Raw genomic sequence first — 24,913 nt, 5'->3', positions numbered from 1 at the left:
CCATGCGCCGCGCTCTCATCCCCTTGGTGATGATGCTGGCCGGGGTCACCCCCGGCCTCGCGCAGCAGGCCCCTGTGGCAGAGCCGCAAACAAACACGCCAGCCCCCGCGCGGGGCGGTGTGATCAGCCCCGTGCTGACCATCGATTCCGAGCGTCTGTTCCGCGACAGTGCCTTTGGCCAGCGCGTCACCCGCGAGATCGAAGCCGAGAGTGAGCAGCTGGCCACCGAAAACCGCGAGATTGAGGCGGCGCTAGAGGCGGAAGAACGCGAACTCACCGAAAAACGGTCGCAGATGAAGCCCGCTCAGTTCCGGCTGCTGGCCGATGCCTTTGACGAGAAGGTCCAGCGCACTAGGGCAGAGCAGGCGGCGAAAAACCGGGCGCTAAGCGAGGCGTTGGATCTTGAGCGGGAGCGGTTCCTGTCTGCCGCGGCCCCGGTGCTTGAGCAGTTGATGCGCAATTCCGATGCGGCGGTCATTCTTGAGCGGCGGCGGGTCTTTGTTTCTTCCTCGGTGATTGAGGTCACGGATGAGGCGATTGCCCTGCTGGATGAGGCGATCGGAACCGGGCTGACCGACGCCGATTGATCCGCGCGCTCCGCGGGGATGCTTGCCCCCAGCCGCCTGAATTGGTAGCCATTCAGCAACCTTCTGAGACAAAGGACAGTCCATGACCGAAGAGCTGCTGCGCGCCGATATCCAGTTGATCCAGCGCATCCTGCCGCACCGCTATCCCTTTTTGCTGGTCGACAAGGTCGAAGAGATCAAGGGCACCGAGAGTGCTGTCGGCTACAAAAACGTCACCATGAACGAGCCGCATTTTCAAGGCCATTTCCCCGGCACCCCGATCATGCCGGGCGTCACCATTGTCGAAGCGATGGCGCAGACAGCAGGCGTGATGGTGGGCACCGCCCTTGGCATGCAGGACCGCGACATGCTGATCTATTTCATGTCGATCGACAAATGTAAGTTCCGCCGCAAGGTTGGCCCCGGCGATGTGCTGCGGATGGATCTCACAACCCTGCGCGGCAAGCCGGGTGCGAAAATCTGGAAATTCGGCGGTGTTGCCACGGTCGAGGGCGAAATGGCCGCCGAGGCCGAGTTCATGGCGATGCTGGACCTGCCACAGGACGCAGCATGAGCAATATCCACCCCAGTGCCGTGATCGAAGAGGGGGCGCAGATCGACCCTTCGGCGCGCGTCGGCCCCTTTTGCGTCGTCGGGCCTGAGGTCGTGTTGAAGGCGGATGTGGAGTTGAAATCCCATGTCGTCATTACCGGCCAGACCGAGGTCGGCGCGGGCACGGTGATCTTTCCTTTCGCGGTGATCGGTGAGATTCCGCAGGATTTGAAGTTCAAGGGCGAAGCCAGCCGTCTGGTCATAGGCGAACGCAACCGCATCCGCGAACATGTCACGATGAACTGCGGCACCGAAGGCGGTGGTGGTGTGACGCGCGTGGGTGACGACGGACTGTTCATGGCGGGCTGTCACATCGCCCATGACGCCATCGTCGGCAACCGTGTGATTGTGGTGAACAACGCCGCCGTCGCGGGGCATTGCGTGCTCGAAGATGACGTGATCATTGGCGGGCTTTCGGGCATCCATCAATGGGTCCGCATCGGCCAAGGCGCGATCATTGGCGCGGTGACCATGGTAACCAATGACGTGATCCCCTACGGGCTTGTGCAAGCGCCGCGCGGTGATCTGGACGGGTTGAACCTTGTCGGGCTGAAACGCGCGGGCGTGGCGCGGAGCGACATCACGGCGCTGCGGGCAGCGTTTCAGATGTTGGCCCAAGGCGAGGGGACATTCTCGGACCGGGCGCGGCGTTTGGGGGACGAAACCCAAAGCGATTACGTCCGCCAGATCGTCGATTTTGTCATGGCCGACACGGGCCGCCATTTCCTGACGCCGAAATGAGCCTTGCGCTGATCGCCGGACGCGGCGGCTTGCCCGCACGGGTGGCGGCGGCGCAGGCCGAGCCGCCTTTGGTCTGCGCCTATGAGGGCTGCGCGCCTGATGGGTTGAAGCCCGATCTGACCTTTCGTTTGGAGACCTTGGGCAGCCTTCTGGCGCATCTTTTGGGCGTGGGTATTCGGGACGTGTGTCTATGCGGGGCAATAGACAGGCCCACGCTGGACCCTGCAAAGCTGGATATCCGCACAGCACCTTTGGTGCCGCAGTTCAAAGAGGCGCTGGCCGCGGGCGACAATGGCGCGCTTGAGGTGATTAAGACGATTTTCGAAGATCATGGCCTACGGGTGGTCGGGGCCGATGAACTGGTGCCCGACTTGCTGGCCGACAGCGGAGTGCTGTCGCGGGAGTTGCCCGATGAACAGATGCGCCGGGATGCCGCGCGTGGTGCTGCCGTGCTGGATGGCTTGGCGACACTCGACATCGGACAGGCCTGCGTGATTGGGCGTGAGCAGGTGTATGGGGTCGAAACAATCGGCGGCACGGATCATTTGCTCGCGACTTTGCCGGAAGCGGTGCGCGGGGCGCGAGCGGTGCTCTGCAAAGGTCCGAAAACTGGCCAAATCCGCGAGATTGATTTGCCCACCATCGGCCCCGATACGTTGCGCGCCGCGCATGGGGCGGGGCTGGTGGGCGTGGTGGTCAAGGCTGGCGGCGTGATCTTGCTAGAGCGTGACGTCTGCGGGGCGCTGGCCGATGAGCTCGGTCTGGTGCTTTGGGTCCGAGAGGAAGACGCGACATGAGAGTGTTCATTCTGGCAGGCGAACCTTCGGGCGACCGGTTGGGCGGCGCGCTGATGGCGGGGCTGAAAGAGCTTTGTCCTGAAGTGACCTTTGACGGCATCGGCGGGCCAATGATGATGGCGGAGGGGCTGAAAAGCCGGTTCGACATGGACGAGCTGAGCGTCATGGGCTTGGCCGAAATCCTGCCAAAATACCGCGCGCTGATGGCCCGGATCAATGAGACGGCACAGGCGGTGGTTGAGACCAAGCCAGATGTGCTCATCACCATCGACAGCCCCGATTTTTCCCTGCGCGTGGCGCGGAAGGTGAAAGAGAAATCTAACATCCGAACAGTGCATTACGTCGCCCCGACCGTCTGGGCATGGCGCCCCGGCCGGGCAGAGAAGATGGCCCGATCTGTCGATCATGTGTTGGCGCTGTTCCCCTTCGAGCCGCCCTATATGGAAGCGGCGGGCATGGCCTGTGATTTCGTGGGGCACCCGGTGGTGGCCGAGCCTGTGGCCGATGACGCCGCCGCTGCGGCCTTCCGCGCCGAGCACCGTCTTGCCGATGCACCGCTGTTGCTGGCGTTGCCCGGCTCGCGCCGGGGCGAGGTCACGCGGCTGGCGCCAGTGTTCCAGCAGGTCGTCGCGCGGCTGGTCGAGGCGGAGCCGGCCTTGCGCGTCGTGGTGCCAGCGGCCAGTCCGGTGGCGGCATTGGTCAAACAGGTGACGCGCAATTGGGCGGGCAACCCGCTGGTGCTGGACCCGCGGGATACGGCGTCAGAAGAGTTCACCGCCACCAAACGCGCCGCCTTCCGCGCGGCGGATGTGGCGCTGGCGGCCTCGGGCACCGTGTCTCTGGAACTGGCCGCGGTGAACACGCCAACGGTCATCGCCTATGACATGAATTGGATCAGCCGTCAGATTATCGGGCGGATGCTGCGGGTGGATACGGTGACGCTGGTTAATCTCGTCTCGGAAACCCGCGTGGTGCCGGAATTCATCGGCGCAAATTGCCGCCCCGGACCCATTGCCGAAGGCGTTTTGCAGGTGTTGCGGGCACCCGGCGCGCAAAAGGACGCGATGGCGTTGACGATGCAACGCTTAGGGCAGGGTGGCGAGGCGCCGGGCCTACGGGCCGCGCGCGCGGTTTTGGCGCGGCTGTAGGGAGGCTTAGCCTCGGTGGATCCAGCCGCCGCCAAAGATGCGCGTGCTTTCAGGGTCATAGAACACACAAGCCTGACCCGGCGACACACCTTCCTCGGCAGTCAGCAGTTCAACCTCGGCCTCGGTCGCACTGATCGGGCGCAGGATCGCATCGCGCGGCGGACGGGTGGAGCGCACGCGCACGGCGACGTGCCACTCCGGGCGCGAGGTCAGGGGCTCATCGCCCAACCAGTTGATCTCTCGCACCGGGATCTTGCGGGTGGCGAGCATGGATTTAGGGCCAACGACGACCTCTTTGCGCTCGGCATCCAACCTCACCACATAAAGCGGGTCGGCTAGACCGCCGATGCCCAAGCCGCGACGCTGACCGATGGTGTAGTGGATCACACCCTCATGTTTCGCCAGCACATTGCCTTCGGTATCGACGATATTGCCCGGATCGGCAGCCTCGGGGCGTAGTTTGCGGATCACCGCGGCATAGTCGCCATTGGGGACGAAACAGATATCCTGACTGTCAGGTTTGTCCGCGACTTCCAGCCCGTATTTCGCCGCCAGCTTGCGGGTGTCGTCCTTGCTGGGCAGATGGCCCAGCGGGAAGCGCAGATAGGAAAGCTGCTCTTCGGTGGTGGAGAACAGGAAATAGCTCTGGTCGCGGTTGCCATCGGCGGCGGCGTGAAGCTCTGGCCCGTTTTCGCCCATCTTGCGCTGGATATAGTGACCGGTGGCCATGCAGTCGGCCTCCAAGTCCTTGGCGGTTTCCAGCAAGTCTTTGAACTTGACCCGCTCGTTGCAGCGGATGCAGGGCACGGGCGTGGCACCGCCAAGGTAGCTGTCGGCGAACTCGTCGATTACGGCGTCCTTGAAGACGTTTTCATAGTCCAACACGTAATGTGGAAAGCCCATTTCCTCGGCCACGCGGCGGGCATCCTGAATGTCGACACCCGCGCAGCAGGCACCTTTCTTGGCCAGCGCCGCGCCGTGGTCGTAAAGCTGCAGGGTGACGCCGACGACGTCATAGCCTTCGTCCTTGAGCATGGCCGCCACGACGGAACTGTCCACACCACCCGACATCGCCACGACGACGCGCGTATCGGCTGGCGCCTTGGCAAAGCCAAGCGAATTAAGCGGCGGTGTCTGATCAAGGGCCATGGGTCTCTCCGGAGTTTGTGCGCGAATATAGGAAAATCCTACCTAGTCACAAGGGCAGGCTTCACGCCGCGTTAAGGCAGATGGGGGTTATTGGCCGCCAGAACAATGGCGGATGATGCGATGTACCTGAAAAAAGTCGATGGGCCACGGTCTGTTACCCTCGCTGACGGGAGCGTGATGTCACGCGCAGATTTGCCTGGGGCAGATACGCGAAGGTGGGTCGCTTCGCGCAAGGCAGCGGTGGTGCGGGGGGTGGTCTATGGGCTGATCACCCAATCCGAAGCGCTGGAGCGTTATGGCATTAGTGATGATGAATTTATGGAATGGTTACATGCGGTTACAGAGCATGGGGAGGCCGCGCTGAAGGCCACTGCCTTGAAAAAGTATAGACAACTTTAAGTTGTTAAGCTAGCCTATCTAGTATCGGTAACGGGTAGTTAACCTTTTTTGCTCAAGATTAGCCAATCGTCCTAGATGAGCCGGAGAAACCGAATGCGTGTATTGTTAGTTGAAGATGACCCGACGACCTCTCGCAGTATTGAACTCATGCTGACCCATGCGAATCTTAACGTCTATGCCACCGACCTAGGCGAAGAGGGAATCGATCTGGCCAAGCTCTATGACTATGATTTGATCCTGCTCGACCTCGATCTGCCGGATATGAACGGCCATGATGTGCTGCGCCAACTGCGGCTTGCGCGGATTGACACGCCGATCTTGATCCTGTCGGGCTCCGATGACACGGAAAACAAACTCAGGGGATTTGGATTCGGTGCCGACGATTATTTGACCAAACCGTTCCACCGCGAAGAATTGGTGGCCCGGATCCACGCCATCATCCGCCGTTCCAAGGGCCATTCCCAGTCCGTAATTGAGACGGGGCAAGTCGCCGTGAACCTTGATGCCAAGACCGTCAGTGTCAACGACAGCCCCGTGCATTTGACCGGTAAGGAATATCAGATGCTGGAACTGCTGAGCCTGCGCAAGGGCACGACCCTGACCAAAGAGATGTTTCTCAACCACCTCTATGGCGGCATGGATGAGCCTGAACTGAAGATCATCGATGTCTTTATCTGCAAGCTGCGCAAAAAGCTCAGCCAAGCCACGGGCGGAGAGAGCTATATCGAAACCGTCTGGGGCCGGGGCTATGTGCTGCGCGATCCCGAACCGGCGCAGATGGATCTGGCCGCCAGCGCCTGATCTGCCATCAACCGGACCTGAAATCGCTAGACCTGCCCCTGATCGCCACCTATCTAAGCCACAGGTGACAATATCGGGGGCAGATCGTGACATCCCAGATCGAGGTTGAAGCGCTGACCAAAGCGCAGGCAGAGACGGAACTGGCCCGGCTGGCCGAGGTGCTGAACGCGGCGAACACCGCCTATCATACGGAAGATGCACCAGAAATTTCCGACGCGGAATATGACGCGCTGAAGCGGCGCAATGCCGCGATCGAAGCGCGCTTCCCCGACCTCAAGCGCGCTGACAGCCCGTCAGAGCAAGTCGGCGCGCCGGTCGCCGAAGGGTTCGGCAAAGTGCGACATGCGGTGCCGATGCTCTCGCTCGCCAATGCCTTTGACGACGAGGAAGTCACTGAGTTCGACGTCCGGATTCGCAAATACCTTGGGCTGGGGTCGGATGCGCCGCTGGCCTATACGGCCGAGCCCAAGATTGACGGGCTGTCGCTGTCCCTGCGCTATGAAAAGGGTGTGCTGGTGCAGGCCGCCACGCGGGGCGATGGCGCGGTGGGCGAAAATGTCACCGCCAACGCCCGCACCATTGAAAACATCCCGCAAGAGTTAAAGAACGCGCCGGACCTGCTGGAGGTGCGCGGCGAAGTCTATATGAGCCACGCCGATTTCGCGGCACTGAACGCGCGACAGGCCGAAAGGGGCGGCAAGACCTTTGCCAACCCGCGCAATGCCGCCGCCGGCTCTCTGCGGCAGCTCGACGCAGAGATTACCCGCGCCCGGCCATTGCAGTTTTTCGCCTATGCTTGGGGTGCGCTCTCGGAACCCTTGGCCGAAACGCAGCAGGGCGTGATTGACCGATTGGCGGAACTGGGGTTTTCGACCAACCCTCTGACCGCACTTTGTGACGGGCCAAGCGATATGGTCGCCCATTACGAACAGATCGAAGCGCAGCGCGCCACGCTGGGCTATGACATCGATGGCGTGGTCTACAAGGTCGACGACCTCGCGCTTCAGGAACGGCTTGGCTTTCGCTCCACCACGCCGCGGTGGGCCGTGGCCCATAAATTCGCCGCCGAATTGGCGTGGACCCGGCTTGAGGGGATCGACATTCAAGTTGGACGCACCGGTGCCTTGTCGCCCGTGGCGCGGTTGCAGCCGGTTACTGTGGGCGGGGTCGTCGTCTCCAACGCGACGCTGCACAACGAAGATTACATCAAAGGCCTCGACAGCAAGGGCGCCGAAATCCGCGGCGGCAAGGACGTGCGCGTGGGCGATTGGGTGCAGATTTACCGCGCGGGCGATGTGATCCCCAAAGTGGCCGACGTGGATTTGTCGAAACGTCCCACAGATGCCGAAGCCTTTGTCTATCCCACCACCTGCCCGGAATGCGGTTCGGATGCGATCCGGGAGCCGGGCGATGCGGTGCGGCGCTGCACCGGCGGGCTGATCTGCCCGGCGCAGGCCGTTGAAAAGCTTATCCATTTCGTCAGCCGCAAGGCATTTGATATCGACGGTCTGGGGGCCAAACAGGTCGAACAGTTTTACCATGACGGTTGGATCGCGGAGCCTGCGGATATTTTCACCTTGAAAGAGCGTTTCGGCAGCGGCGTGCAGCAGTTGAAAAACCGCGAAGGCTGGGGGCCGAAATCGGCGGACAACCTGTTTCAGGCCATCGAAGATCGCCGTGAAATACCGATGGCGCGTCTGATTTTTGCCCTAGGTATTCGCCATGTTGGCGAGGCGGCGTCGAGCCTGATCGCGCTGCACTACGGCGATTGGGACAGTTTTGAGGCCGCCATGGCCGAGGCGCGCGGGCTCGACGGCCCCGCTTGGGATGATCTGATTGGCGTCGATGGCGTCGGCAGCGTCATGGCGGGTTCGCTGGTTTCGGCCTTTGCGCAAGAGGCAGAGCGCGCCTCAATCGACCGGTTGGTGGCGCATCTGACCGTGATCCCGGCGGAACGCCCCGACACCGAAGGCAGCCCCGTCGCAGGCAAGACCGTCGTCTTTACCGGCACTTTGGAGAAGATGAGCCGGGCCGAGGCCAAGGCCCGGGCGGAGCGTTTGGGGGCCAAGGTCTCGGGCTCGGTCAGCGGCAAAACCGATATCTTGGTCGCCGGGCCGGGGGCGGGGTCCAAGGCCAAGAAGGCCGCCGATCTGGGGGTCGAGACGATGGATGAAGATGGCTGGCTCGCCTTGATCGAAGGCAAATGAGCGGCAGACCGGAACAGCTTTTCCCGCTTTTTGCGGGGCTCGAAACGCTCGAAGGGGTGGGGCCAAAGACAGCGCAATTGCTGGGCCAAATGGGCATCCAAGCGCCGCGCGATCTGATCTTTACCCTGCCGCACTCCGGTATCGACCGCCGTCTGCGCGACAGTGTGAAAGACGCGCATCTGCCTGCGACACTCACCGTGGCCGTTACCATCGGCGCACACCGTCCGGCACGCAGCAAAGGCGGCGCTTACCGCATCACGGTCGAGGACGCGCAGACCAGTTTCCAACTGGTCTATTTCCACGCGCGCGGCGACTATTGGCAGCGGCAACTGCCCGAAGGCAGCCGCCGCATCGTTTCGGGCCGGGTGGAGTTTTTTGACGGGATGGCGCAGATGGTCCACCCGGACTTCGCCGTGCCGGAAGACCAATCGGGCGATATTCCTGACTTTGAGCCGGTCTATCCGCTCACCTCCGGGCTGACCCAAAAGGTGATGTACAAGGCCACCCGAGGCGCGTTGAAACGGCTGCCGAAGGTGGCGGAATGGGCCGATCCGGGGCAGGTGGCGCAGGCCGCTTGGCCCAATTTCGCCGCCGCCGCAGAGGCGGCGCATGACCCGCAGAACGCGCAAGACCTCACCGCCACGGCCTCGGCGCGGGAGCGGCTGGCCTATGATGAGCTTTTTGCCCATCAAGTGACCCTCGCCTTGGCGCGGCAGAATGAGCGGCGCAAGATGGGGCGGGCGAACCGCGGCGACGGGCGGTTGCAAGAACGGGTGTTGTCTTCCTTGCCCTATCGGCCCACCGGCGCACAGCAGCGCGCCGTCGAAGAGATCACCGCCGACATGGGCCGCGAGACCCGCATGAACCGGCTGTTGCAGGGCGATGTGGGGGCAGGCAAGACGCTGGTCGCCTTCATGGCGCTTTTGCGCGCCGTTGAGGCGGGCGGGCAAGCGGTGCTGATGGCGCCGACGGAAATCCTTGCGCGTCAGCACCTTATGGGGCTGCAACCGCTGGCGGAACAGGCGGGCGTGGTGCTGGAACTCCTCACCGGGCGCGACAAGGGAGGCGAGCGGCGGGCCAAACTCGCGGCGCTGGAACGTGGCGACATCCAGATCCTCGTCGGCACCCATGCAGTGTTTCAGGCGGATGTGAGCTTTGCCGATTTGCGCCTTGCGGTGGTCGACGAACAGCACCGTTTTGGCGTGCGGCAGCGGTTGGAATTGGGCCGCAAGGGGCGGCTGGCCGATGTGCTGGTGATGACCGCCACACCGATCCCGCGCAGTCTGGCGCTGGCGCAATACGGCGATATGGATGCCTCCATCCTCGACGAAAAGCCGCCCGGTCGACAGCCCATTCGCACGGCGCTGGTCTCGACCTCACGGATGGATGAGGTCATCGACCGGATGCGTCACGCCATCAGCGAAGGGCGGCAATGCTACTGGGTTTGCCCGCTGGTGGAAGAAAGCGAAGTCAGCGATCTGACGGCGGCGGAAGACCGGTTCAAACGGCTCCGCGCGGCGTTGGGCGAAGGGGTTGTGGGCTTGGTCCATGGGCAGATGCCGCCCGCCGAAAAAGACGCGGCGATGCGTGCCTTCCAAGCGGGAGAAACCAAGGTGCTGGTGGCCACCACGGTGATCGAAGTCGGCGTGGACGTGCCCAATGCGACGATCATGGTGGTGGAACGGGCCGAGATTTTCGGCCTTGCGCAGTTGCACCAGTTGCGCGGCCGTGTTGGGCGGGGCACCGGGGCGTCGACCTGTCTTTTGATGTATCAAGCCCCCCTCAGCGATACGGGCCGGCAACGGCTTGAAGTGCTGCGCGAATCCGAAGACGGTTTCGTCATTGCCGAAACCGATCTGAAAATGCGCGGCACGGGCGATCTTATCGGCACCGCGCAATCGGGCGTGCCGCGCTTTCGCGTGGCCGATCTGGAGCGTCAGGCGGGCCTGATGGCGGTGGCGCAATCGGACGCCCGAAAGCTTTTGGTTGATGATCCCACCCTCGAAGGGCCGCGCGGCAGGGCGGTAAGGCTGCTGCTATGGCTCATGCGGCAGGACGAGGCGATCCGTTTGATAACAGTGGGTTAGTGCCGCCAACCTCTTTATGTTCGCGAATGTTCTCAGAAAGTTCTTTACACCGGCGGGTAGAAATGAGAACAAAGGAGCAACAAAGATAAGGAGGTACTGATGATGACTTACACTGCCCTGAAATCTATCGCCCTCAGATCACAGGCCACGTTGCTGCAAGATGCAGCAGGGGCCGCCGCTTTGATCGTGATGCTGGTGGTCGGTCTGCATCTACCCGCCTTTATCTGAGTTCTGCCAAGGCTCTCATGCCGTTTTGCCGCTGCATCCGTCCCAATTTGATGCTCCGACATGCCTGTTCGCGTCGGGTTTCGGCAAAGCGGGTCCCACATGAGGTACGCCGACTTACGCCGCCATCCTTTGCAGGATGTGCGGCGTTTTTTTTGTTAAATATTGGGGGAGGTGGGCTGCGGCAGGCTGCGCTTAACGCTCGCCAGCTTCCGCTGGGGCTTCGGCCTGTTGCATCGCCTCTGTCAGCGCCTCGATGCTCAGCATGATGGAAGCATGGCGGTTTTTATAGGCCGAGGCAGGGGTTAGCACTTCGAAACCGTCAAAGGGAGCGTCCGGCACTGGCCCTTCGCCCTTAAGCATGGCGCGCAGTTGATCGCGGGCAGTGGTGATCTGCGTGAGCGAGGCACCGGGCGCGGCACCGCCCACAACGGCCGCAGCCGCTTGCCCCAAGGCGCAGGCTTTCACGTCCTGTTTCATCTCGGCCAGACGGCCTTCCTCAACGCGCACATCAACCGTCACGGTCGACCCGCACAGCGGCGAGCGGCGCTTCACGCTGGCCTGCGGGGCCTCCATCCGGCCCAGATGCGGGATCTCTGCGGTAAGCGCCAAGATGCGCGCGGAGTAGAGCTTGATGAGGTCCGTCTCATCCGACATGGGCTGTTCCTTTTCGTGCTGAAACCCTACATAAGCGCCGCAGAGACAGATGCAAATATTTCCACGAGGTGCCCGATGACTTTCGATCCTGCAAGCCTTCAGTTCAACGAAGCGGGCCTGATCCCCGCCATCGCGCAGGACGCGGAGACACATGAGGTGCTGATGCTGGCGTGGATGAGCGCAGAGAGCATCGCGCGCAGCCTTGAGACGGGCAAGGTCACCTATTGGAGCCGCTCGCGGCAGGCGTTCTGGGTAAAGGGCGAAACCAGTGGCCATGTGCAAAAACTGGTTGAGATGCGGATCGATTGCGACCGCGATTGCCTGTTGGTGCTTGTGGACCAGACCGGTCCCGCCTGTCACACTGGGCGGCGCAGTTGCTTTTACACCGGGATTCAGGATGGTGAAGAAGTCGAACTTATGAAGCCGGTGGATTAAGGCCGCGCGCTAAAGCCCGACCATAGAACGAATATCTTCGGGCGTCATTCCATTCTCACGGTAGAGCGCGATGGCGCGGGCGTCATCGCGTTTGGCGAGCCGTTTGCCGCCCTCATCCCGGATCAGTCGGTGATGGTGATAATGCGGCGTTGGCAGGTCGAGCAAAGCCTGCAGCACAACATGGATATAGGTCGCCGCAAAAAGGTCGGCCCCGCGCGGGACAAGCGTGATTCCCTGTGCGGCATCGTCAAGCACCACGGAAAGGTGGTAGGACGTGCCCATGTCGCGCCGGGCCAAGACCACATCACCGACCGTGGCGATAAGCTCATCCGGGGAGAAGGTGATCGGGCCGGTTTCTGCCTTCGGGCCATGACCGTTTTCGGTGAAGCTTAGTGTGCGATTTCCCAGTGAAGCCATGGCTTTACGCATATCAAGCCGCAGCGCGCCGGAGGCTTTTGGATGGCCAGCGTCACGGCAGGTGCCGGGGTAAATCAGGCCGTCGGGGCCATAGACGGGCTCTGCGCCCTCCTGCGGGGCGCTGGTGGCGGCGGCGATGTCGCGGCGGTTGCAGGTGCAAGCATAGAGCAAGCCGCGCGCCCGGAGGTCATCAAGGGCGCCGCGATAGGTCGCCATTCTGTCGGATTGGCGCATCACAGGCTGCGGCCAGTCAATACCAAGCCATGCGAGATCTTCGTAGATCTGCGCCTCCCACTTGGGTCGTGCGCGGGATTGGTCGATATCTTCGATCCGCAGCAGAAACTTTCCCCCCGCTGCCTTGGCCAGATCATGGGCCAAGAGTGCCGAATAGGCGTGGCCAAGGTGCAGCGGACCGGTCGGGGATGGGGCAAATCTGGTGGTAAGTGTCAATTCTTTTCAATCAGATAGACGGTAGACTTCAAGTCGATGCCGGGCAGGTGCGGGCCTTCCTCTGCAAAGAGCAGGATCGCCGCGCCGCAGTCGGTCCACTCATGGATCATGCCCAAGGCGCCGCGATCTTCGAGCGCTTTTTCGTTGAGCGAAAACAGAATCTTACCGCCCTTTTCTAATCCATGCATCAACGTGTCAAACAATGTGATCGGCGCGGCTCCGGGGCCGATCACGCCGATGGCGCTGATCGCCTCATAGCTGCCGGGCGCGAAGGGGAGAGGGGCGTCAACTTCGAGCTCTAACAGATTGCGGTATATATCTTTATTTCGAGCCTCTGCCAGCATGGCGGCGGAAACATCGCCGCCGTCGATGGTGGTGAAACCCGCTTGTTTCAGGGCCGCGCCAGACAGCCCTGTGCCGCAGCCGATATCGAAGATCGGGGCGTTTTTGTTGTCCAGAAATTCAGCGAGCGTGGCAGCGGCGCGGTCGGGCGTGGCATAGCCCTGCGCTTTGATATCCTCGTCGTAGCTGCCCGCCCATTCGTCATAGAGGCTGCGGATCACCTGCGTGTCCCGCGCCGCGTAGGCTTTGTCGAAATAATGTTTTGTCATTCCCCTAGGATATGGGGGATGGGCAGGAGGATCCAGTGTTAACCCGGGGCAGGTTAACCTTGATCAAGCCATGTCTTCCAATCTGCCTTGGCGCGGTCGGTATAGGCTTTGTAGCGGTCCTTGCGGCCGCGACGGCCCGATTTAAGCCCTTCGACAGGCGGAAACAGGCCGAAGTTCACGTTCATCGGCTGAAAGGTTTTTGCATCCGCCCCGCCGGTGATGTGGGTGATCAGCGCGCCCATGGCGGTGCTGTCGGGCGGGGTTGGCAGGCTGCCGCCCTTGATCTCAGCCGCGGCCATGCGACCCGCGAGCAGGCCCATCGCGGCGCTTTCGACATAGCCTTCGACGCCAGTGATCTGCCCGGCAAAGCGGATATTGTCGCGGCTGCGCAGGCGCATTTGGTCGTCAAGCAACGTGGGCGAGTTGATGAACGAGTTGCGGTGTATGCCGCCGAGACGCGCAAAACGCGCGTTCTCAAGCCCCGGAATGCGTTTAAAAACATTCGTTTGCGCGCCGTACTTCATCTTAGTCTGGAAGCCGACGATATTGTAAAGCGTGCCTAGCTTGTTGTCCCGGCGCAGCTGCACAACGGCATGGGCCTTGATATCGGGCTGGTGCGGATTGGTCAGGCCAACCGGTTTCATCGGGCCGTGACGCAGGGTCTCGCGGCCCCGTTCGGCCATGACTTCAATGGGCAAGCAGCCATCGAAATAGCCCGCCGTTTCGCCTTCGCGGAATTCGGTTTTGTCGGCCTCGAGCAGCGCGTCTATGAAATCGTCGTATTGCTGCTTGTCCATTGGACAGTTGAGGTAGGCGGTGCGCTCTTCTTCGGTTTCGCCCTTGTCATAGCGCGACTGCATCCAGGCTTTCGACATGTCGATACTGTCGAAATAGACGATAGGCGCAATGGCGTCGAAAAAGGCGAGCGCTTCGGCACCTGTTTCGGCGGCGATGGCTTCGGCCAGCGCGCCCGAAGTCAGCGGGCCCGTGGCGATGATCCATTTGCCGTCTTTTGGCAGCTCAGAAATCTCGCCGTATTCGACGGAGATGTTGGGGTGTGCGAGCAGCGTGTCGGTGACGGTCTGCGCGAAGGGGTCGCGGTCTACTGCCAGTGCGCCGCCAGCGGGCAGGCGGTTTTTGTCGGCGCAGGCCATGATCAGGCCGTCGGCGGCGCGCATTTCCCAATGCAGCAGGCCCACGGCGTTTTGCTCGTCATCGTCCGAGCGGAAGGAGTTGGAGCAGACCATCTCGCCCAAGAGCCCGGTTTGGTGGGCGAAGGTTTCGACCTTGGGGCGCATCTCGTGGATCACGACTTCCACGCCCGCGTTCGCCGCTTGCCAAGCAGCCTCTGATCCGGCCATGCCGCCGCCGATGATGTGCAATGTATCTGTCATGGGGGCGATGTAGGGCAGGGCGGGTTCGCGCGCAACAGGCAAGAGCGGGGGCGGGCCGATGCGCGCTGAAATATCGCGGTACGCGCGCTTGGCCGGGCATGGTTTTGGGGTCGCCGCTGCGGGAATGGTCGGTCAGTGAGAGGCTGACCCGGAGGGACCTTCCGCCGTCGGCGACCCAAAATCATTAGGGTTTCTGTACCCTAATATAACAGTGCCCCGATTTTGCCAGATTTGCCAGCCCCTGCGCGGCAACACTGTTGCGCGGATTTGGAAACAATCACTGCTGCCAGTCGGGCGCGCGTTTTTCCAAGAAGGCGTCGATGCCTTCGCGGGTGTCTGCCTCAAGCATATTGCGCACCATGATGTCGCCGGTGAAGGCGTATGCTTGGTCGGTGGGCAGGTGCATCTGTTGGTAGAAGGCGCCTTTGCCGTGGGCGACGGCGGTGCCGAGTTTGGCGGCGATCTTTTCGGCGAGGGCGTTGGTCTCAGCAGCCAGTTGGTCGCCCGGCACGGCGCGGTTGATCAGGCCCAGTTCTGCAGCGCGGGGGGCTGAGATGAATTCCCCGGTGGTAAGCATCTCAAACGCCTGTTTGCGCGGGATGCTGCGGGTCAGGGCGACCATGGGGGTTGAACAGAAGAGGCCGATGTTCACGCCGTTGACGCCAAAACGGGTGTCCTCGGCGGCGATGGCCATGTCGCAGGTGGCGACAAGCTGGCAGCCAGCGGCGGTGGCGATCCCGTGGACTTGGGCGATGACGGGCTGGGGCAGGCTTTGGATGCGAGCCATGAGGGCGGCGCAGCGGTCGAAGAGGTCTTTGAAGGCGGCGGCTCCGCCATCTTCGGCCTGGCGCATGGCGGTCATTTGGCGCAGGTCGTGGCCCGCGCAGAAGGCTTTGCCCGCGCCCGATAGGATAATGACACGGGTTTGCCGGTCTTCGGCCAATGCGTCGAGTTTGCTGTGCAGGGTGGCCAGCATTTCGTCCGACAGGGCGTTCAGCCGCTCGGGCGCGTTCATGCGCAGATGGGTGATCGGCCCTTGTGCCGTAACGTCAAGAATTGTCACCTTGCCCTCCCAAGCTGGTCACGCCAACGTTACGCCAAGGAAAGCAGGGAGAACAAGTATGGCCGTGGTGATGGATGCAGAGGCGTTGGAAGCCTTCATGCGGGAGGTGTTTGATCAGGTGGCGGATGATTTCGCCGTGGATCACGTGGCCGAGAATGAGATCACCATGCGTCTGTTGACCAGCCGCCGCCATCTGCGGCCCGGAGGGACGGTGTCGGGCCCGTCGATGTTCGCGCTGGCGGATGTGGCGGCCTATCTTGCGACGCTTGCGATGATCGGGCCCAAGGCGCTGGCGGTGACGACGAATTGCTCGATCGATTTCATGCGCAAGCCGCTGGCGGATGTGCCGCTGGTCGCCCATGCCAAGCTGCTCAAGCTGGGGCGGCAGTTGTCGGTGACGGATGTGCTTATCTATTCGGAAGGGTCGGATAAGCCGGTGGCGCGGGCGAGTCTGACCTATGCGATTCCGCCGGTGAAGGCGTAGGGCTAAGGGCCATCGGCTGCCCGTGGGGTGGCGATCACACCGGTGATCCGTCCCACTTTATGGTGCGGCGCTTATGCGACTTCTAAGACTTCCGCCCAGCCTCACCAAATCGCCAGCCCGCCGGGATGGGCAGGCGATGGCCCGGCGCCTGCGGCTTGATTCCGGACCTGGTGGCTATCTACAAAAAAGGGCCGGGAAAACCCGGCCCAAGGAAGAGGTCTGGCTAGCGCCACAGGGAAGTCACGCTTGCCAGAACACGCGGGAAGCCTCGGCTGAGGCTTGTTCCGGTGTAAGTCCCGCATCTTCAAGCTCCCACGGCTCTAGCGCTGCAAGCGCGAGGCGGGTGCGTCGGCGGGCCGCCCATGTGGTCACGACCGCCGCAAAGCGCAGCGCGATCATCGCAGGGACCGGCAGGGCGCGGTATGTCATCAATGTCATTGCATCGGCGCTGATAGGGCGAGCCTGTGTCATGGGAGAACTCCTTGAATTTGTATTGGCGAAATTGTATTGACACAAAGTGTAGAATGTCTACAGGTACAAGGGTACAAAGTGCGATACAATTTGACCACAGGAATATTGTAATGGGTACAATTTGGCAGCCAACCCTCGCCGAAGGGCAGGGACCGAAGTACAAACTCGTCGCCCTGACGATCCGCGAGGGGGTCACATCCGGTGCGCTGGCCGTGGGAGCTAAGCTGCCGCCCGTGCGCGAACTGGCGTGGCAGTTGGGGATCACGCCCGGCACCGTGGCGCGGGCCTATACCATTCTTACGGACGAAGGTTTGCTGGAGGCCGAGGTCGGCCGGGGCACTTTTGTCGCCCCGCCGCAAGCCGCCATTCGCGAAGATGTCTGGAATCGCGAACAAGATAGCTGGATCAAAGAGTTAGAGATCTCCGATACCGATGCGGTCAGCCTTTTTAGCCCGCGCTTGCCAGACATGGGGCAGGTGGCAATGATCCGTAGCGCCCTGCGGCAGGTGGCGGATGTGCCGGGCGAAGACCTGATGAACTATCCCACCCGCGATGCCTATGCCCCGGTGCGCCAAGCGGTGGTCGACTGGCTGTCGCATCTGTCCCTCGGTCCGCTGAGCGAGCGCGACGTTGTGCTGTCACACGGCGGGCAAAGTGCGATTGTATTGGTACTTCAGGCCATCTTGTCGGGGCCAAAGCCGGTGATGCTGGTCGAAGACCTCTCCTACGCCGGGTTTCGCCGGGCAGCGGAGGTGCTGCGCGCCGAAGTGGTCGGCGTGGCGATGGACAAAGACGGCGTGTTGCCCGAGGCGTTGGATAAAGCCGCGCGCGACAGCGGAGCGCAGGTGTTTTGCACCACACCTGAAGTGCACAATCCAACCGGCAGCCACACAAGCCTCGAACGGCGGCGCGCGCTGTTGGAGGTCGCCAAGCGGCACGGGTTGGAGATTTTGGAGGATGATTGCTACCGCATGGGCTCTGCCCGCGCGCCGAGCTATCGCTCGCTCTGGCCGGAACATGTCTGGCATGTCTCTTCGATCTCGAAAGAGTTGACGCCCGCGCTGCGTGTCGGCTTTGCGCTGGCTCCGGCGGGACGCTCGGCGGACCTGCGGCGGGTGGCGGAATACGGGTACTTCGGCCTTGCCCGCCCCTTGGCCGAGGCGACGCGGATTCTGCTCACCGATCCGCGGCTAAAGGGCATTTGCACAGATATCCGCGAGAGGCTGGCGGAATATGTAGAGGTCGCGGTCAACCATCTGGGCGGGCATGAATTGCAATGGTCGCGTGACGTGCCTTTCTTATGGCTGCACTTGCCGCCGGGTTGGCGCGCAGCGGGGTTTTGCCGCGCGGCAGAGGCGCAGGGCGTGCAGATCCGCTCTGCCGATGAATTCGCCCTGCGCGATGGCCGCGCGCCCCATGCGGTGCGTATCGCGGTGAACGCCCATGTCTCTCTGCGCTCTTTTGAGGCGGCGATGCAGCGGCTGCGCTGTCTTTTGGACAATCCGCCAGAGCAGATCAGCGTGTAGAAATATGGGGTATTATTATACCTAAATCATAAGTATCTGATTTTGCTTACGTAATCCGTGATTACTGCGCTTGACCCGGCGATGCAGGTGGTTATAACCCCTCCATCAGACACCGGGCGGGGATTCCTCGTTCCGACCAACCTTAAACGGGAATTCATCCATGAAAACCTTTTCTGCGACACCGGCAGATATCGACAAGAAATGGATCATCATCGACGCCGAAGGCGTCGTGCTGGGCCGTCTCGCCTCGATCATCGCCACGCGCCTGCGCGGCAAGCACAAGCCGTCCTTCACACCGCATATGGATTGCGGCGACAACGTGATCGTCATCAACGCCGACAAGGTGCAGATGACCGGCAAGAAGCGCGAAGAGCACTTCTACTGGCACACCGGCCACCCCGGTGGCATCAAGTCGCGCACCAAGGCACAGATCCTTGAGGGCGCGCATCCTGAGCGTGTTGTGACCCAAGCGGTCAAGCGCATGCTGCCCGGCAACCGCCTGAGCCGCCAGATCATGACCAACCTGCGCGTCTATGCAGGTAGCGATCACCCCCATGAGGCGCAGAGCCCCGAAGTTCTGGATGTTAAATCCTTGAACAAGAAAAACACGCGGAGTGCATGAGCATGGCTGACGAAATCAAATCCCTCGACGGTCTCGAAGCAGCCGTGACCGAGAACATCGGCGGCGTGCAGGGCACCGAAACCGAAATGACCCCGCGTGAGCCGGTTCGTGACGAACTGGGCCGCGCCTATGCCACCGGCAAACGTAAAGACGCGGTCGCCCGCGTTTGGATCAAGCCCGGCTCCGGCAAGGTCATCGTCAACGGCAAGCCGCAGAACGAATACTTTGCGCGCCCCGTGCAGCAGCTGATCCTCGCGCAGCCTTTCGGCATCACCAACACCGAAGGCCAGTTCGACGTATTCGCAACTGTCAAAGGCGGCGGTCTGTCCGGTCAAGCGGGCGCGGTCAAGCACGGCATCTCCAAGGCGCTGCAGCTTTATGATCCCTCCCTGCGCGGTGCGCTGAAAGCGGCAGGCTTCCTGACCCGCGACAGCCGCGTCGTCGAGCGGAAGAAATACGGTAAGGCCAAAGCGCGCCGGAGCTTCCAGTTCTCCAAGCGTTGAGCTTACCGATCAACTTTGCGAAAGGGCTGCCCTCAGGGGTGGCCCTTTTTCGTTTGAGGGCTGGCATGTGTGGCTGCTGGTCATGAAAAAGGCCGCTGCGGTTTCCCGCAACGGCCTCTGATCCAGGATCGCGTGATCCTGAGACGGCTTAGCCGCCGATTTCGTAGCTCACGGTGAAGCCCAATACGCCGTCACCATCGTTGGTGTCTTCGTAGAGCGCTTCAAAGCTGACGCCATCGCCGAAGTCATAGACGGCACCGGCTTCGGCATAGATGTTGTCGTCGCGGTCGCTGTTGCCGATGAGGCCAACGGCGGTCCAACGCTCGGACAGGGGCGCTTCGAACGCGACTTCCTGATCGCTTTCGCCATTGTCGGGGTCGATGATCACGGCGAATGCGCCGGAGGCGTCACGACCGATGGGGAAGCCCAGTGTCGCGGTGATTTCTTCGCTGTGGTCTTCGGAATCGTTCAGCCAGATATAGCCATAGGTCAGATCCCAGCTGAGACCCTGACCGAAGTCCGCGCCATAGCCGAGGTTTGCTTCGAACTCGACGTCATCTGTGGGGTCTTGGTAGAGCGATGTTGCGCTGAGGCCGGTGTGGAAGCCGCCGTAGGTCAGCTCGACAAAGCCTTCGACTTCGTTTTCGAGGTGATCGAAATCATCCGACGTGTTGAAACGCGTGGCGGCAGAGACGCCTGCGGTCCAGCCAATCATGGAGGTCATGGCGCGGTCTTCGATCACCGGGTCGAAACCGGTGGTGATGTTGTCCTGCGCATAGGCGGCGGAAGAGAGCAGCCCGGCGGTAAGGCCGAACCCGATAAGATGTTTGATATTCATGGCATTTGCCTAGTGTTGGACCATGGCTTGTCTGCGACTGGCGAGGTCAGGTTGTGAAGGCCCTTCGGATAGGCCCGCCATTGGGGGGCGGCAAGGCCCGTTTGCGCATATCTGGCATGCGTTAGAACATAACATTGTGAACGACGGAAATTTCGCCCAAGTCGTTGGTTTTTCTCAGCCCCCGTGGTTCCGGGCGGGGCGGCGCCTGCCTATATCAAGCGCAACACAGGAGACAGTCATGCAGTATTCAGTTCTCGACCTTGCCCCGGTGCCCGAAGGGTCAGACACCGCCACCGCCATCGCCAATTCCGTTGCATTGGCTCAATTGGCCGAAGCCAAGGGTTATCACCGCTTCTGGATGGCTGAGCATCACAACATGCCGGGCATCGCCTCGGCGGCGACATCGGTTTTGCTGGGGCATGTGGCGGATCATACGCAGAATATTCGCATCGGTGCAGGCGGGGTCATGCTGCCCAATCACGCGCCTTTGGCGATTGCCGAACAGTTCGGCACGCTGGCTGCGATCCATGGCGACCGGATCGATTTGGGGCTGGGCCGTGCGCCGGGTGGCGATCAGGCGGTGATGCGTGCCATGCGGCGCGGCATGGGTGGCGGCGATCACTTCCCCGATGATGTGGCCGAGTTGATGGCCTATCTGGGCGACGCCGATCCGCGCTCGCCCGTCCGTGCGCATCCGGGTGAGGGGACGCATGTACCGATCTGGATCCTCGGCTCTTCGCTATACGGCGCGCAACTGGCGGCGCATTTTGGGCTGCCTTATGCCTTTGCCTCTCACTTCGCGCCCGATGCGTTGGAGGAGGCCACGGCGATCTACCGTCGTGATTTCAAACCGTCCGAAGCCTGTCCCGCGCCGCGGTTCATGCTGGCGGTGAATGTCTTCGCGGCCGATACCGATGAAGAGGGTGCCTATCTGCGCACCACCATGCAGCAAGCCTTTGCCCGTTTGCGCACAGGCCGCCCCGGCAAGCTGCCGCGCCCGGTGCGTGACATCGATGCCGAGATTGGTGCGGGGATGCGGCAGGGGGTGGATCATGCGCTGCGGGTGTCTGCCGTGGGCAGCCCCGAGACCGTGAAACGCCAGCTAGAGGCGCTGATCGCACAGCACCGCCCGGATGAGTTGATCCTGACCGGGCAGATCCACGATCAAGCGGCGCGGTTGCGCTCGTTTGAGATTGCGGCGGATGTCTTGCAAGACATGAGGGTGGCGGCCTAAGGGCCGCTAAACCTTACTCGTCGGGGCTGACCAATCCCAGCCCGCGCAGATAAATCCCGATCCCGGTTTCCAGCAGGTCATCTGCTGGGAAGGGCGACGCGCGACCGGGGGAGTTGCGGGCGAAAAGTTCGACCACGCCGTGGCTCATCGCCCAGATATGGGCCGAGAACATCGAAGCCGGCGGGCGTTTATCTGCCGGGATATGCTGGCTGAGGTCGGATGCCGCGCGTTCCAGCACGCCATTGGCGCGGTTGGCGGCATGGGCGAGCTCCGGGGTGCGGTTGACCGAGATACCGGATTCGAACATGGCGATGTAATGGCCGGGGTATTTGCGCGCGAAGGCCAGATAGGCGCGGCCCGTAGCCTCGAAGGCTTTGAGGGCTGAGGGCTGGCCGGATTCGTAAGCAAATTCCATCAATTCGGCAAAGATATCATAGCCTTGATGGGCGGCCTCGGCGATCAGGTCTTCGCGGCCTTCGAAGTGGCGATAGACCGCAGCCGGGGTGACGCCCGCGCGTTTGGCGGCCTCGGAGAGGGTAAAGCCCGTGGGGCCGCGCTGCTCGATCAACTCAAGTGCTGCGTCGATCAAGGCTTGGCGCAGGTTGCCGTGATGATAGCCGCGCTTAGGCATCCCAGATGTCCGGCCCGCCGCAAATCTCATCGTCGATCTTGCCAATCGCTTTGGCGTCTTTCTGGGGGTAGTCGAAGCGGTTCAGCAGGTGGCGCATCGCGGCCAGTCGGGCGCGGCGCTTGTCGTCGGATCGGATCACTGTCCAAGGCGTCTCATCCGTATGGCTGCGCAGCAGGGTCTCGGCGATGGCGCTTGAATATTCCTCCCATTTGGCAAGACCTTTGACGTCGATCGGGCTGAGTTTCCATTGCTTCAAAGGATCGGATTCGCGCGACAACATGCGGCGCAACTGCTCGGCCCGGCCAACGTTGAGCCAGAACTTGATCAGGTGAATGCCGTCTTCGACGAGCATCTGCTCAAACGGGGTGACTTGTTCAAAGAAATGCGCGCGCTGCTCAGGCGTACAAAAGTCGAAAACCTTTTCCACCACCCCGCGATTGTACCAAGAGCGATCATAAAACACCATCTCACCCGCCGTGGGCAAGTGTTTGATGTAGCGTTGGAAATACCATTCGCCCTGTTCCGTCTCAGTGGGTTTCGACAGGGCGACGACACGGGCGGAACGGGGGCTTAGGTTCTCGCGCATACGGCGGATCGTGCCGCCTTTTCCGGCGGCGTCGCGGCCCTCAAACACCATGACGACGCGCTGGCCCGTTTCGCGCACCCAAGATTGCAATTTGACCATTTCGATCTGCAACCGCTCATAGTCGCGCTCATAGGTTTTGCGCGACAGACGCTCGTCATGCGGATAGCTGGGCGAAAGGATATCGTCCTTGTCGGAGCGGCGGATCGCTTGGCGGATGTCCTCGGGGGCGTCATTCTCGTAAAAGGCGCTGATTGCGCCGTCAAAGGGCAGGTCCATGGGCGCTCCTTGCGGGTTGTTCTTGTTTCAATATGGGATGTTAAGGCGCTTAACGCAAACCCGCACGGGTGGCGGCGCGGTCGATTGTGTCGACCACGGCTTGCGGGGCGGTGTGTTGGGGCATATGGCCCATGCCGGGCAGTCGGGTGAGCGCGCCGTTGGGGATATCTTTGATCAATTCCTCGGCGTGGATATGCATTGGCACAATGGTATCGGCATCGCCATGAATGATCTCAACCGGCATGGTCAGTCGGTCATATTGCGCTGCCATTTCAACCACATGGGGGCGAAGCTGGTGCACCTGCTGGGCATTGGCACGGCTGGCGCTGCGGCGTAGGGTCAACCCGGTGCCGATATGTTCGGCATAGCCCTCGGGCGCGGGCTGCGGGGCAAAGATCGCCTCAATACTGCTTTGCACCACGCTTTCGGGGACAAAGGCGGTGACGGCGGGGATAAAAAGCGCACCGCCAAGCCGCGAGGCGCTGACGTTGTAAATCCAGCCCAGCCCACCGGGCCAAGGCTCTGACACCGCAGAGACAAGCACCAGCGCGGCGGTGTCTTTGGGGCGCTGAAGCCCCCACGCCAGCGCCACAGCGCCGCCAAAGGAGTGGCCCAGAACGATGGGGTTTTCGACGCCAAGCTGGTCGGCGGCCTTTTGCAGCAGCGCGGCCTGTTCTTGGGGCGATTCCCCCAGCGGGTTCCACGCGCCGCGGGCGCCGGGCAGGCGGGCGGTATAGCCCATGCCGGGGCGATCGAACATGATGACGCGGTAGCGGTCGCTGAGCCGTTCCGCGAACCCCATGGTAAAATCACGCAGGTTGCCGCTGGCCCCATGGATCAGCACCAGATCAGGCCCGCTGCCGATAATCTTGGCATGGACCGGCAGGCCATCCACCGTGATGATCTCGCCCTCGGGCGGGTGGCTGGCCTCGGCCCGCGCCTCGTGCCGCGCGGCGCGCCATTGGACAAGCGCCACCAGCAGCGCCAGCCCGAGCAGAAGGGCGAGCAGCAGTTTAATGGCCAATCTCATTCATATCGAAGGGGGTGGTCTGGTATATCTCGTTGATCCAATTGCCATAAAGCAGATGCGCGTGGCTGCGCCAGCGGTTCACCGGGGTGCGCGATGGGTCATCCTCGGGGTAGTAGTTGCAAGGCACGTTGATCGGCACGCCATTCTCTACGTCGCGGTCATACTCTTGTTTCAGCGTGTCGCGGTCGTATTCGAAATGGTTAAAGACATAGAGCGCCCGGTGCGCGGGGTCTTCGATCAGGCAGGGGCCGACTTCATCGCTACCCAGTAGCGTGGTGAGGCCCGCGTGCCTGTTCACTTCGTCTTGGCGCATCTCGGTCCAGCGAGAGACGGGCACGGTGCAATCATCGGAAAACCCGCGCAGATAGGGCGAGGCGGGCGCAAGGTTGCGATGGCGGAAACAGCCGAAGGCTTTCTCGGGCAGGATGTGTTTCTTAACCCCGTGGAAATGGTTGATCATCGCCATGCCGCCCCAGCAGACGCCAAAGGTGGAGTGGATGTTGGTCTGGGTCCATTCCATCACCTCGCCCAACTCGTCCCAATAGGTCACTTCGTTAAACTCAAGATGCTCAATCGGGGCGCCAGTGATGATCAGCCCGTCGAATTTTTCGGCCTTCATTTCCTCGAAGGGGCGGTAGAAGCTTTCCATATGTTCCGCTGCCGTGTTGCGGGCTTGGTGGTCGGACATGCGGATGAGGCTGAGTTCAATCTGCAGAGGCGTCGCGCCGATCAGGCGGGCAAACTGGTTCTCTGTCTGGATTTTCTTGGGCATCAGGTTCAGCAGGGCGATGCGCAGCGGGCGAATGTCCTGTCGCGATGCCAGTTCCTCATCCAGCACCATGACCCCTTCGTTGCGCAGAACGTCAAAGGCGGGCAGGCGGGAGGGGATCTTGATGGGCATGAGACAGGTCTTTCAGGGGTAGCCAGAGCAGTCAGGTAATCTTGGGCGTGGT

28 protein-coding genes are annotated in these 24,913 nt (G+C 61.8%); 16 read left to right on the top strand and 12 right to left on the bottom strand.

The window, feature by feature from the left end; translation table 11 throughout:
• Positions 1-2 precede the first annotated feature (2 nt).
• From K3758_RS10510 to lpxB, 5 genes are all read left to right on the top strand, one after another.
• On the top strand, positions 3-587 hold the full coding sequence (locus K3758_RS10510) for an OmpH family outer membrane protein (RefSeq protein ID WP_259944562.1): 585 nt from the start codon (positions 3-5) through the stop codon (positions 585-587).
• Positions 588-669: 82 nt separating this feature from the next.
• Entirely contained in the window at positions 670-1,140 is a 471-nt protein-coding gene (gene fabZ, locus K3758_RS10505) for a 3-hydroxyacyl-ACP dehydratase FabZ (RefSeq protein WP_067628883.1), read from the top strand.
• Complete coding sequence (gene lpxA, locus K3758_RS10500) at positions 1,137-1,919, top strand: acyl-ACP--UDP-N-acetylglucosamine O-acyltransferase (protein WP_259944559.1); 783 nt, start codon at positions 1,137-1,139, stop codon at positions 1,917-1,919. Before fabZ ends, lpxA begins: the two co-directional genes overlap by 4 nt.
• Positions 1,916-2,716, top strand: a complete 801-nt coding sequence (locus K3758_RS10495; protein WP_259944557.1) for an LpxI family protein — start codon at positions 1,916-1,918, stop codon at positions 2,714-2,716. The genes lpxA and K3758_RS10495 overlap by 4 nt, the downstream gene beginning before the upstream one ends.
• Entirely contained in the window at positions 2,713-3,864 is a 1,152-nt protein-coding gene (gene lpxB / locus K3758_RS10490; RefSeq protein ID WP_259944555.1) for a lipid-A-disaccharide synthase, read from the top strand. The genes K3758_RS10495 and lpxB overlap by 4 nt, the downstream gene beginning before the upstream one ends.
• A gap of 6 nt (positions 3,865-3,870) precedes the next feature.
• Here the strand turns inward: lpxB and mnmA are convergent, their stop codons facing one another.
• Positions 3,871-5,013 (bottom strand): tRNA 2-thiouridine(34) synthase MnmA, encoded by a 1,143-nt coding sequence (mnmA, locus tag K3758_RS10485; RefSeq protein WP_259944553.1) that lies wholly within the window; start codon positions 5,011-5,013, stop codon positions 3,871-3,873.
• Between the two features lie 120 nt (positions 5,014-5,133).
• Between mnmA and K3758_RS10480 the strand changes: the two genes are divergently transcribed.
• The 5 genes from K3758_RS10480 to K3758_RS10460 all read left to right on the top strand — a co-directional run bounded on the left by K3758_RS10480 (position 5,134) and on the right by K3758_RS10460 (position 10,735).
• Positions 5,134-5,412 (top strand): DUF1153 domain-containing protein, encoded by a 279-nt coding sequence (locus tag K3758_RS10480; RefSeq protein WP_067939991.1) that lies wholly within the window; start codon positions 5,134-5,136, stop codon positions 5,410-5,412.
• Positions 5,413-5,505: 93 nt separating this feature from the next.
• Positions 5,506-6,213 (top strand): response regulator transcription factor CtrA, encoded by a 708-nt coding sequence (gene ctrA / locus K3758_RS10475; protein WP_259944548.1) that lies wholly within the window; start codon positions 5,506-5,508, stop codon positions 6,211-6,213.
• An 86-nt stretch (positions 6,214-6,299) separates the two neighbouring features.
• Entirely contained in the window at positions 6,300-8,420 is a 2,121-nt protein-coding gene (ligA, locus tag K3758_RS10470) for an NAD-dependent DNA ligase LigA (RefSeq protein ID WP_259944547.1), read from the top strand.
• On the top strand, positions 8,417-10,507 hold the full coding sequence (recG, locus tag K3758_RS10465; RefSeq protein WP_259944546.1) for an ATP-dependent DNA helicase RecG: 2,091 nt from the start codon (positions 8,417-8,419) through the stop codon (positions 10,505-10,507). The genes ligA and recG overlap by 4 nt, the downstream gene beginning before the upstream one ends.
• Before the next feature lie 99 nt (positions 10,508-10,606).
• Positions 10,607-10,735 (top strand): hypothetical protein, encoded by a 129-nt coding sequence (locus K3758_RS10460; RefSeq protein ID WP_259944545.1) that lies wholly within the window; start codon positions 10,607-10,609, stop codon positions 10,733-10,735.
• Between the two features lie 192 nt (positions 10,736-10,927).
• Here the strand turns inward: K3758_RS10460 and K3758_RS10455 are convergent, their stop codons facing one another.
• Positions 10,928-11,389 carry an iron-sulfur cluster assembly scaffold protein gene (locus K3758_RS10455; protein ID WP_132443293.1) on the bottom strand — a complete coding sequence of 154 codons (462 nt, stop codon included), beginning with the start codon at positions 11,387-11,389 and terminating at the stop codon, positions 10,928-10,930.
• Between the two features lie 75 nt (positions 11,390-11,464).
• Here K3758_RS10455 and hisI point away from each other — a divergent pair, with 75 nt between their 5' ends.
• Positions 11,465-11,824 (top strand): phosphoribosyl-AMP cyclohydrolase, encoded by a 360-nt coding sequence (hisI, locus tag K3758_RS10450; RefSeq protein ID WP_259944544.1) that lies wholly within the window; start codon positions 11,465-11,467, stop codon positions 11,822-11,824.
• Positions 11,825-11,833: 9 nt separating this feature from the next.
• Here hisI and gluQRS read toward each other — a convergent pair whose 3' ends face one another.
• From gluQRS to K3758_RS10430, 4 genes are all read right to left on the bottom strand, one after another.
• Positions 11,834-12,691: a tRNA glutamyl-Q(34) synthetase GluQRS gene (gene gluQRS, locus K3758_RS10445; RefSeq protein WP_259944543.1), complete on the bottom strand. Its 858-nt coding sequence runs from the start codon at positions 12,689-12,691 to the stop codon at positions 11,834-11,836.
• Complete coding sequence (locus tag K3758_RS10440; protein ID WP_259944542.1) at positions 12,688-13,302, bottom strand: class I SAM-dependent methyltransferase; 615 nt, start codon at positions 13,300-13,302, stop codon at positions 12,688-12,690. The genes gluQRS and K3758_RS10440 overlap by 4 nt, the downstream gene beginning before the upstream one ends.
• A 53-nt stretch (positions 13,303-13,355) precedes the next feature.
• On the bottom strand, positions 13,356-14,696 hold the full coding sequence (gene trmFO / locus K3758_RS10435; RefSeq protein ID WP_259944539.1) for a methylenetetrahydrofolate--tRNA-(uracil(54)-C(5))-methyltransferase (FADH(2)-oxidizing) TrmFO: 1,341 nt from the start codon (positions 14,694-14,696) through the stop codon (positions 13,356-13,358).
• 277 nt (positions 14,697-14,973) lie between these two features.
• Complete coding sequence (locus K3758_RS10430) at positions 14,974-15,759, bottom strand: enoyl-CoA hydratase (protein ID WP_259944537.1); 786 nt, start codon at positions 15,757-15,759, stop codon at positions 14,974-14,976.
• A gap of 58 nt (positions 15,760-15,817) precedes the next feature.
• On the opposite strand from K3758_RS10430, the gene K3758_RS10425 reads away from it, so the two are divergent.
• Positions 15,818-16,243 (top strand): PaaI family thioesterase, encoded by a 426-nt coding sequence (locus K3758_RS10425; protein WP_259944534.1) that lies wholly within the window; start codon positions 15,818-15,820, stop codon positions 16,241-16,243.
• Positions 16,244-16,483: 240 nt separating this feature from the next.
• Here the strand turns inward: K3758_RS10425 and K3758_RS10420 are convergent, their stop codons facing one another.
• Entirely contained in the window at positions 16,484-16,714 is a 231-nt protein-coding gene (locus K3758_RS10420) for a DUF1127 domain-containing protein (RefSeq protein WP_259944532.1), read from the bottom strand.
• 110 nt (positions 16,715-16,824) lie between these two features.
• Here K3758_RS10420 and K3758_RS10415 point away from each other — a divergent pair, with 110 nt between their 5' ends.
• From K3758_RS10415 to rpsI, 3 genes are all read left to right on the top strand, one after another.
• The gene (locus K3758_RS10415) at positions 16,825-18,240 is read left to right on the top strand and encodes a PLP-dependent aminotransferase family protein (protein ID WP_259944529.1); all 1,416 of its coding nucleotides are present in this window, start codon (positions 16,825-16,827) and stop codon (positions 18,238-18,240) included.
• Between the two features lie 160 nt (positions 18,241-18,400).
• Complete coding sequence (rplM, locus tag K3758_RS10410) at positions 18,401-18,862, top strand: 50S ribosomal protein L13 (protein WP_067629878.1); 462 nt, start codon at positions 18,401-18,403, stop codon at positions 18,860-18,862.
• Positions 18,863-18,864: 2 nt separating this feature from the next.
• On the top strand, positions 18,865-19,365 hold the full coding sequence (gene rpsI, locus K3758_RS10405) for a 30S ribosomal protein S9 (RefSeq protein ID WP_067629875.1): 501 nt from the start codon (positions 18,865-18,867) through the stop codon (positions 19,363-19,365).
• A gap of 148 nt (positions 19,366-19,513) precedes the next feature.
• On the opposite strand, the gene K3758_RS10400 is transcribed toward rpsI, so the two are convergent.
• The gene (locus K3758_RS10400) at positions 19,514-20,203 is read right to left on the bottom strand and encodes a hypothetical protein (RefSeq protein WP_259944527.1); all 690 of its coding nucleotides are present in this window, start codon (positions 20,201-20,203) and stop codon (positions 19,514-19,516) included.
• A 238-nt stretch (positions 20,204-20,441) separates the two neighbouring features.
• On the opposite strand from K3758_RS10400, the gene K3758_RS10395 reads away from it, so the two are divergent.
• Positions 20,442-21,437 (top strand): LLM class flavin-dependent oxidoreductase, encoded by a 996-nt coding sequence (locus K3758_RS10395; protein ID WP_259944525.1) that lies wholly within the window; start codon positions 20,442-20,444, stop codon positions 21,435-21,437.
• A 13-nt stretch (positions 21,438-21,450) separates the two neighbouring features.
• Here the strand turns inward: K3758_RS10395 and K3758_RS10390 are convergent, their stop codons facing one another.
• Genes K3758_RS10390 through metA form a run of 4 tightly spaced genes read right to left on the bottom strand, consistent with a single transcriptional unit; the run spans position 21,451 to position 24,861 of the window.
• Entirely contained in the window at positions 21,451-22,068 is a 618-nt protein-coding gene (locus tag K3758_RS10390) for a TetR/AcrR family transcriptional regulator (protein WP_067629863.1), read from the bottom strand.
• Complete coding sequence (gene ppk2 / locus K3758_RS10385; protein WP_259944518.1) at positions 22,061-22,930, bottom strand: polyphosphate kinase 2; 870 nt, start codon at positions 22,928-22,930, stop codon at positions 22,061-22,063. The genes K3758_RS10390 and ppk2 overlap by 8 nt, the downstream gene beginning before the upstream one ends.
• A 49-nt stretch (positions 22,931-22,979) precedes the next feature.
• Entirely contained in the window at positions 22,980-23,960 is a 981-nt protein-coding gene (locus tag K3758_RS10380; RefSeq protein ID WP_259944515.1) for an alpha/beta fold hydrolase, read from the bottom strand.
• Positions 23,944-24,861 carry a homoserine O-succinyltransferase gene (gene metA, locus K3758_RS10375; protein WP_259944514.1) on the bottom strand — a complete coding sequence of 306 codons (918 nt, stop codon included), beginning with the start codon at positions 24,859-24,861 and terminating at the stop codon, positions 23,944-23,946. The genes K3758_RS10380 and metA overlap by 17 nt, the downstream gene beginning before the upstream one ends.
• Positions 24,862-24,913 lie beyond the last annotated feature (52 nt).

The organism is Sulfitobacter sp. W002 (assembly GCF_025142135.1).
Lineage (GTDB): Bacteria > Pseudomonadota > Alphaproteobacteria > Rhodobacterales > Rhodobacteraceae > Sulfitobacter > Sulfitobacter profundi.
This window is presented reverse-complemented; position numbering and strand designations above follow the sequence as displayed.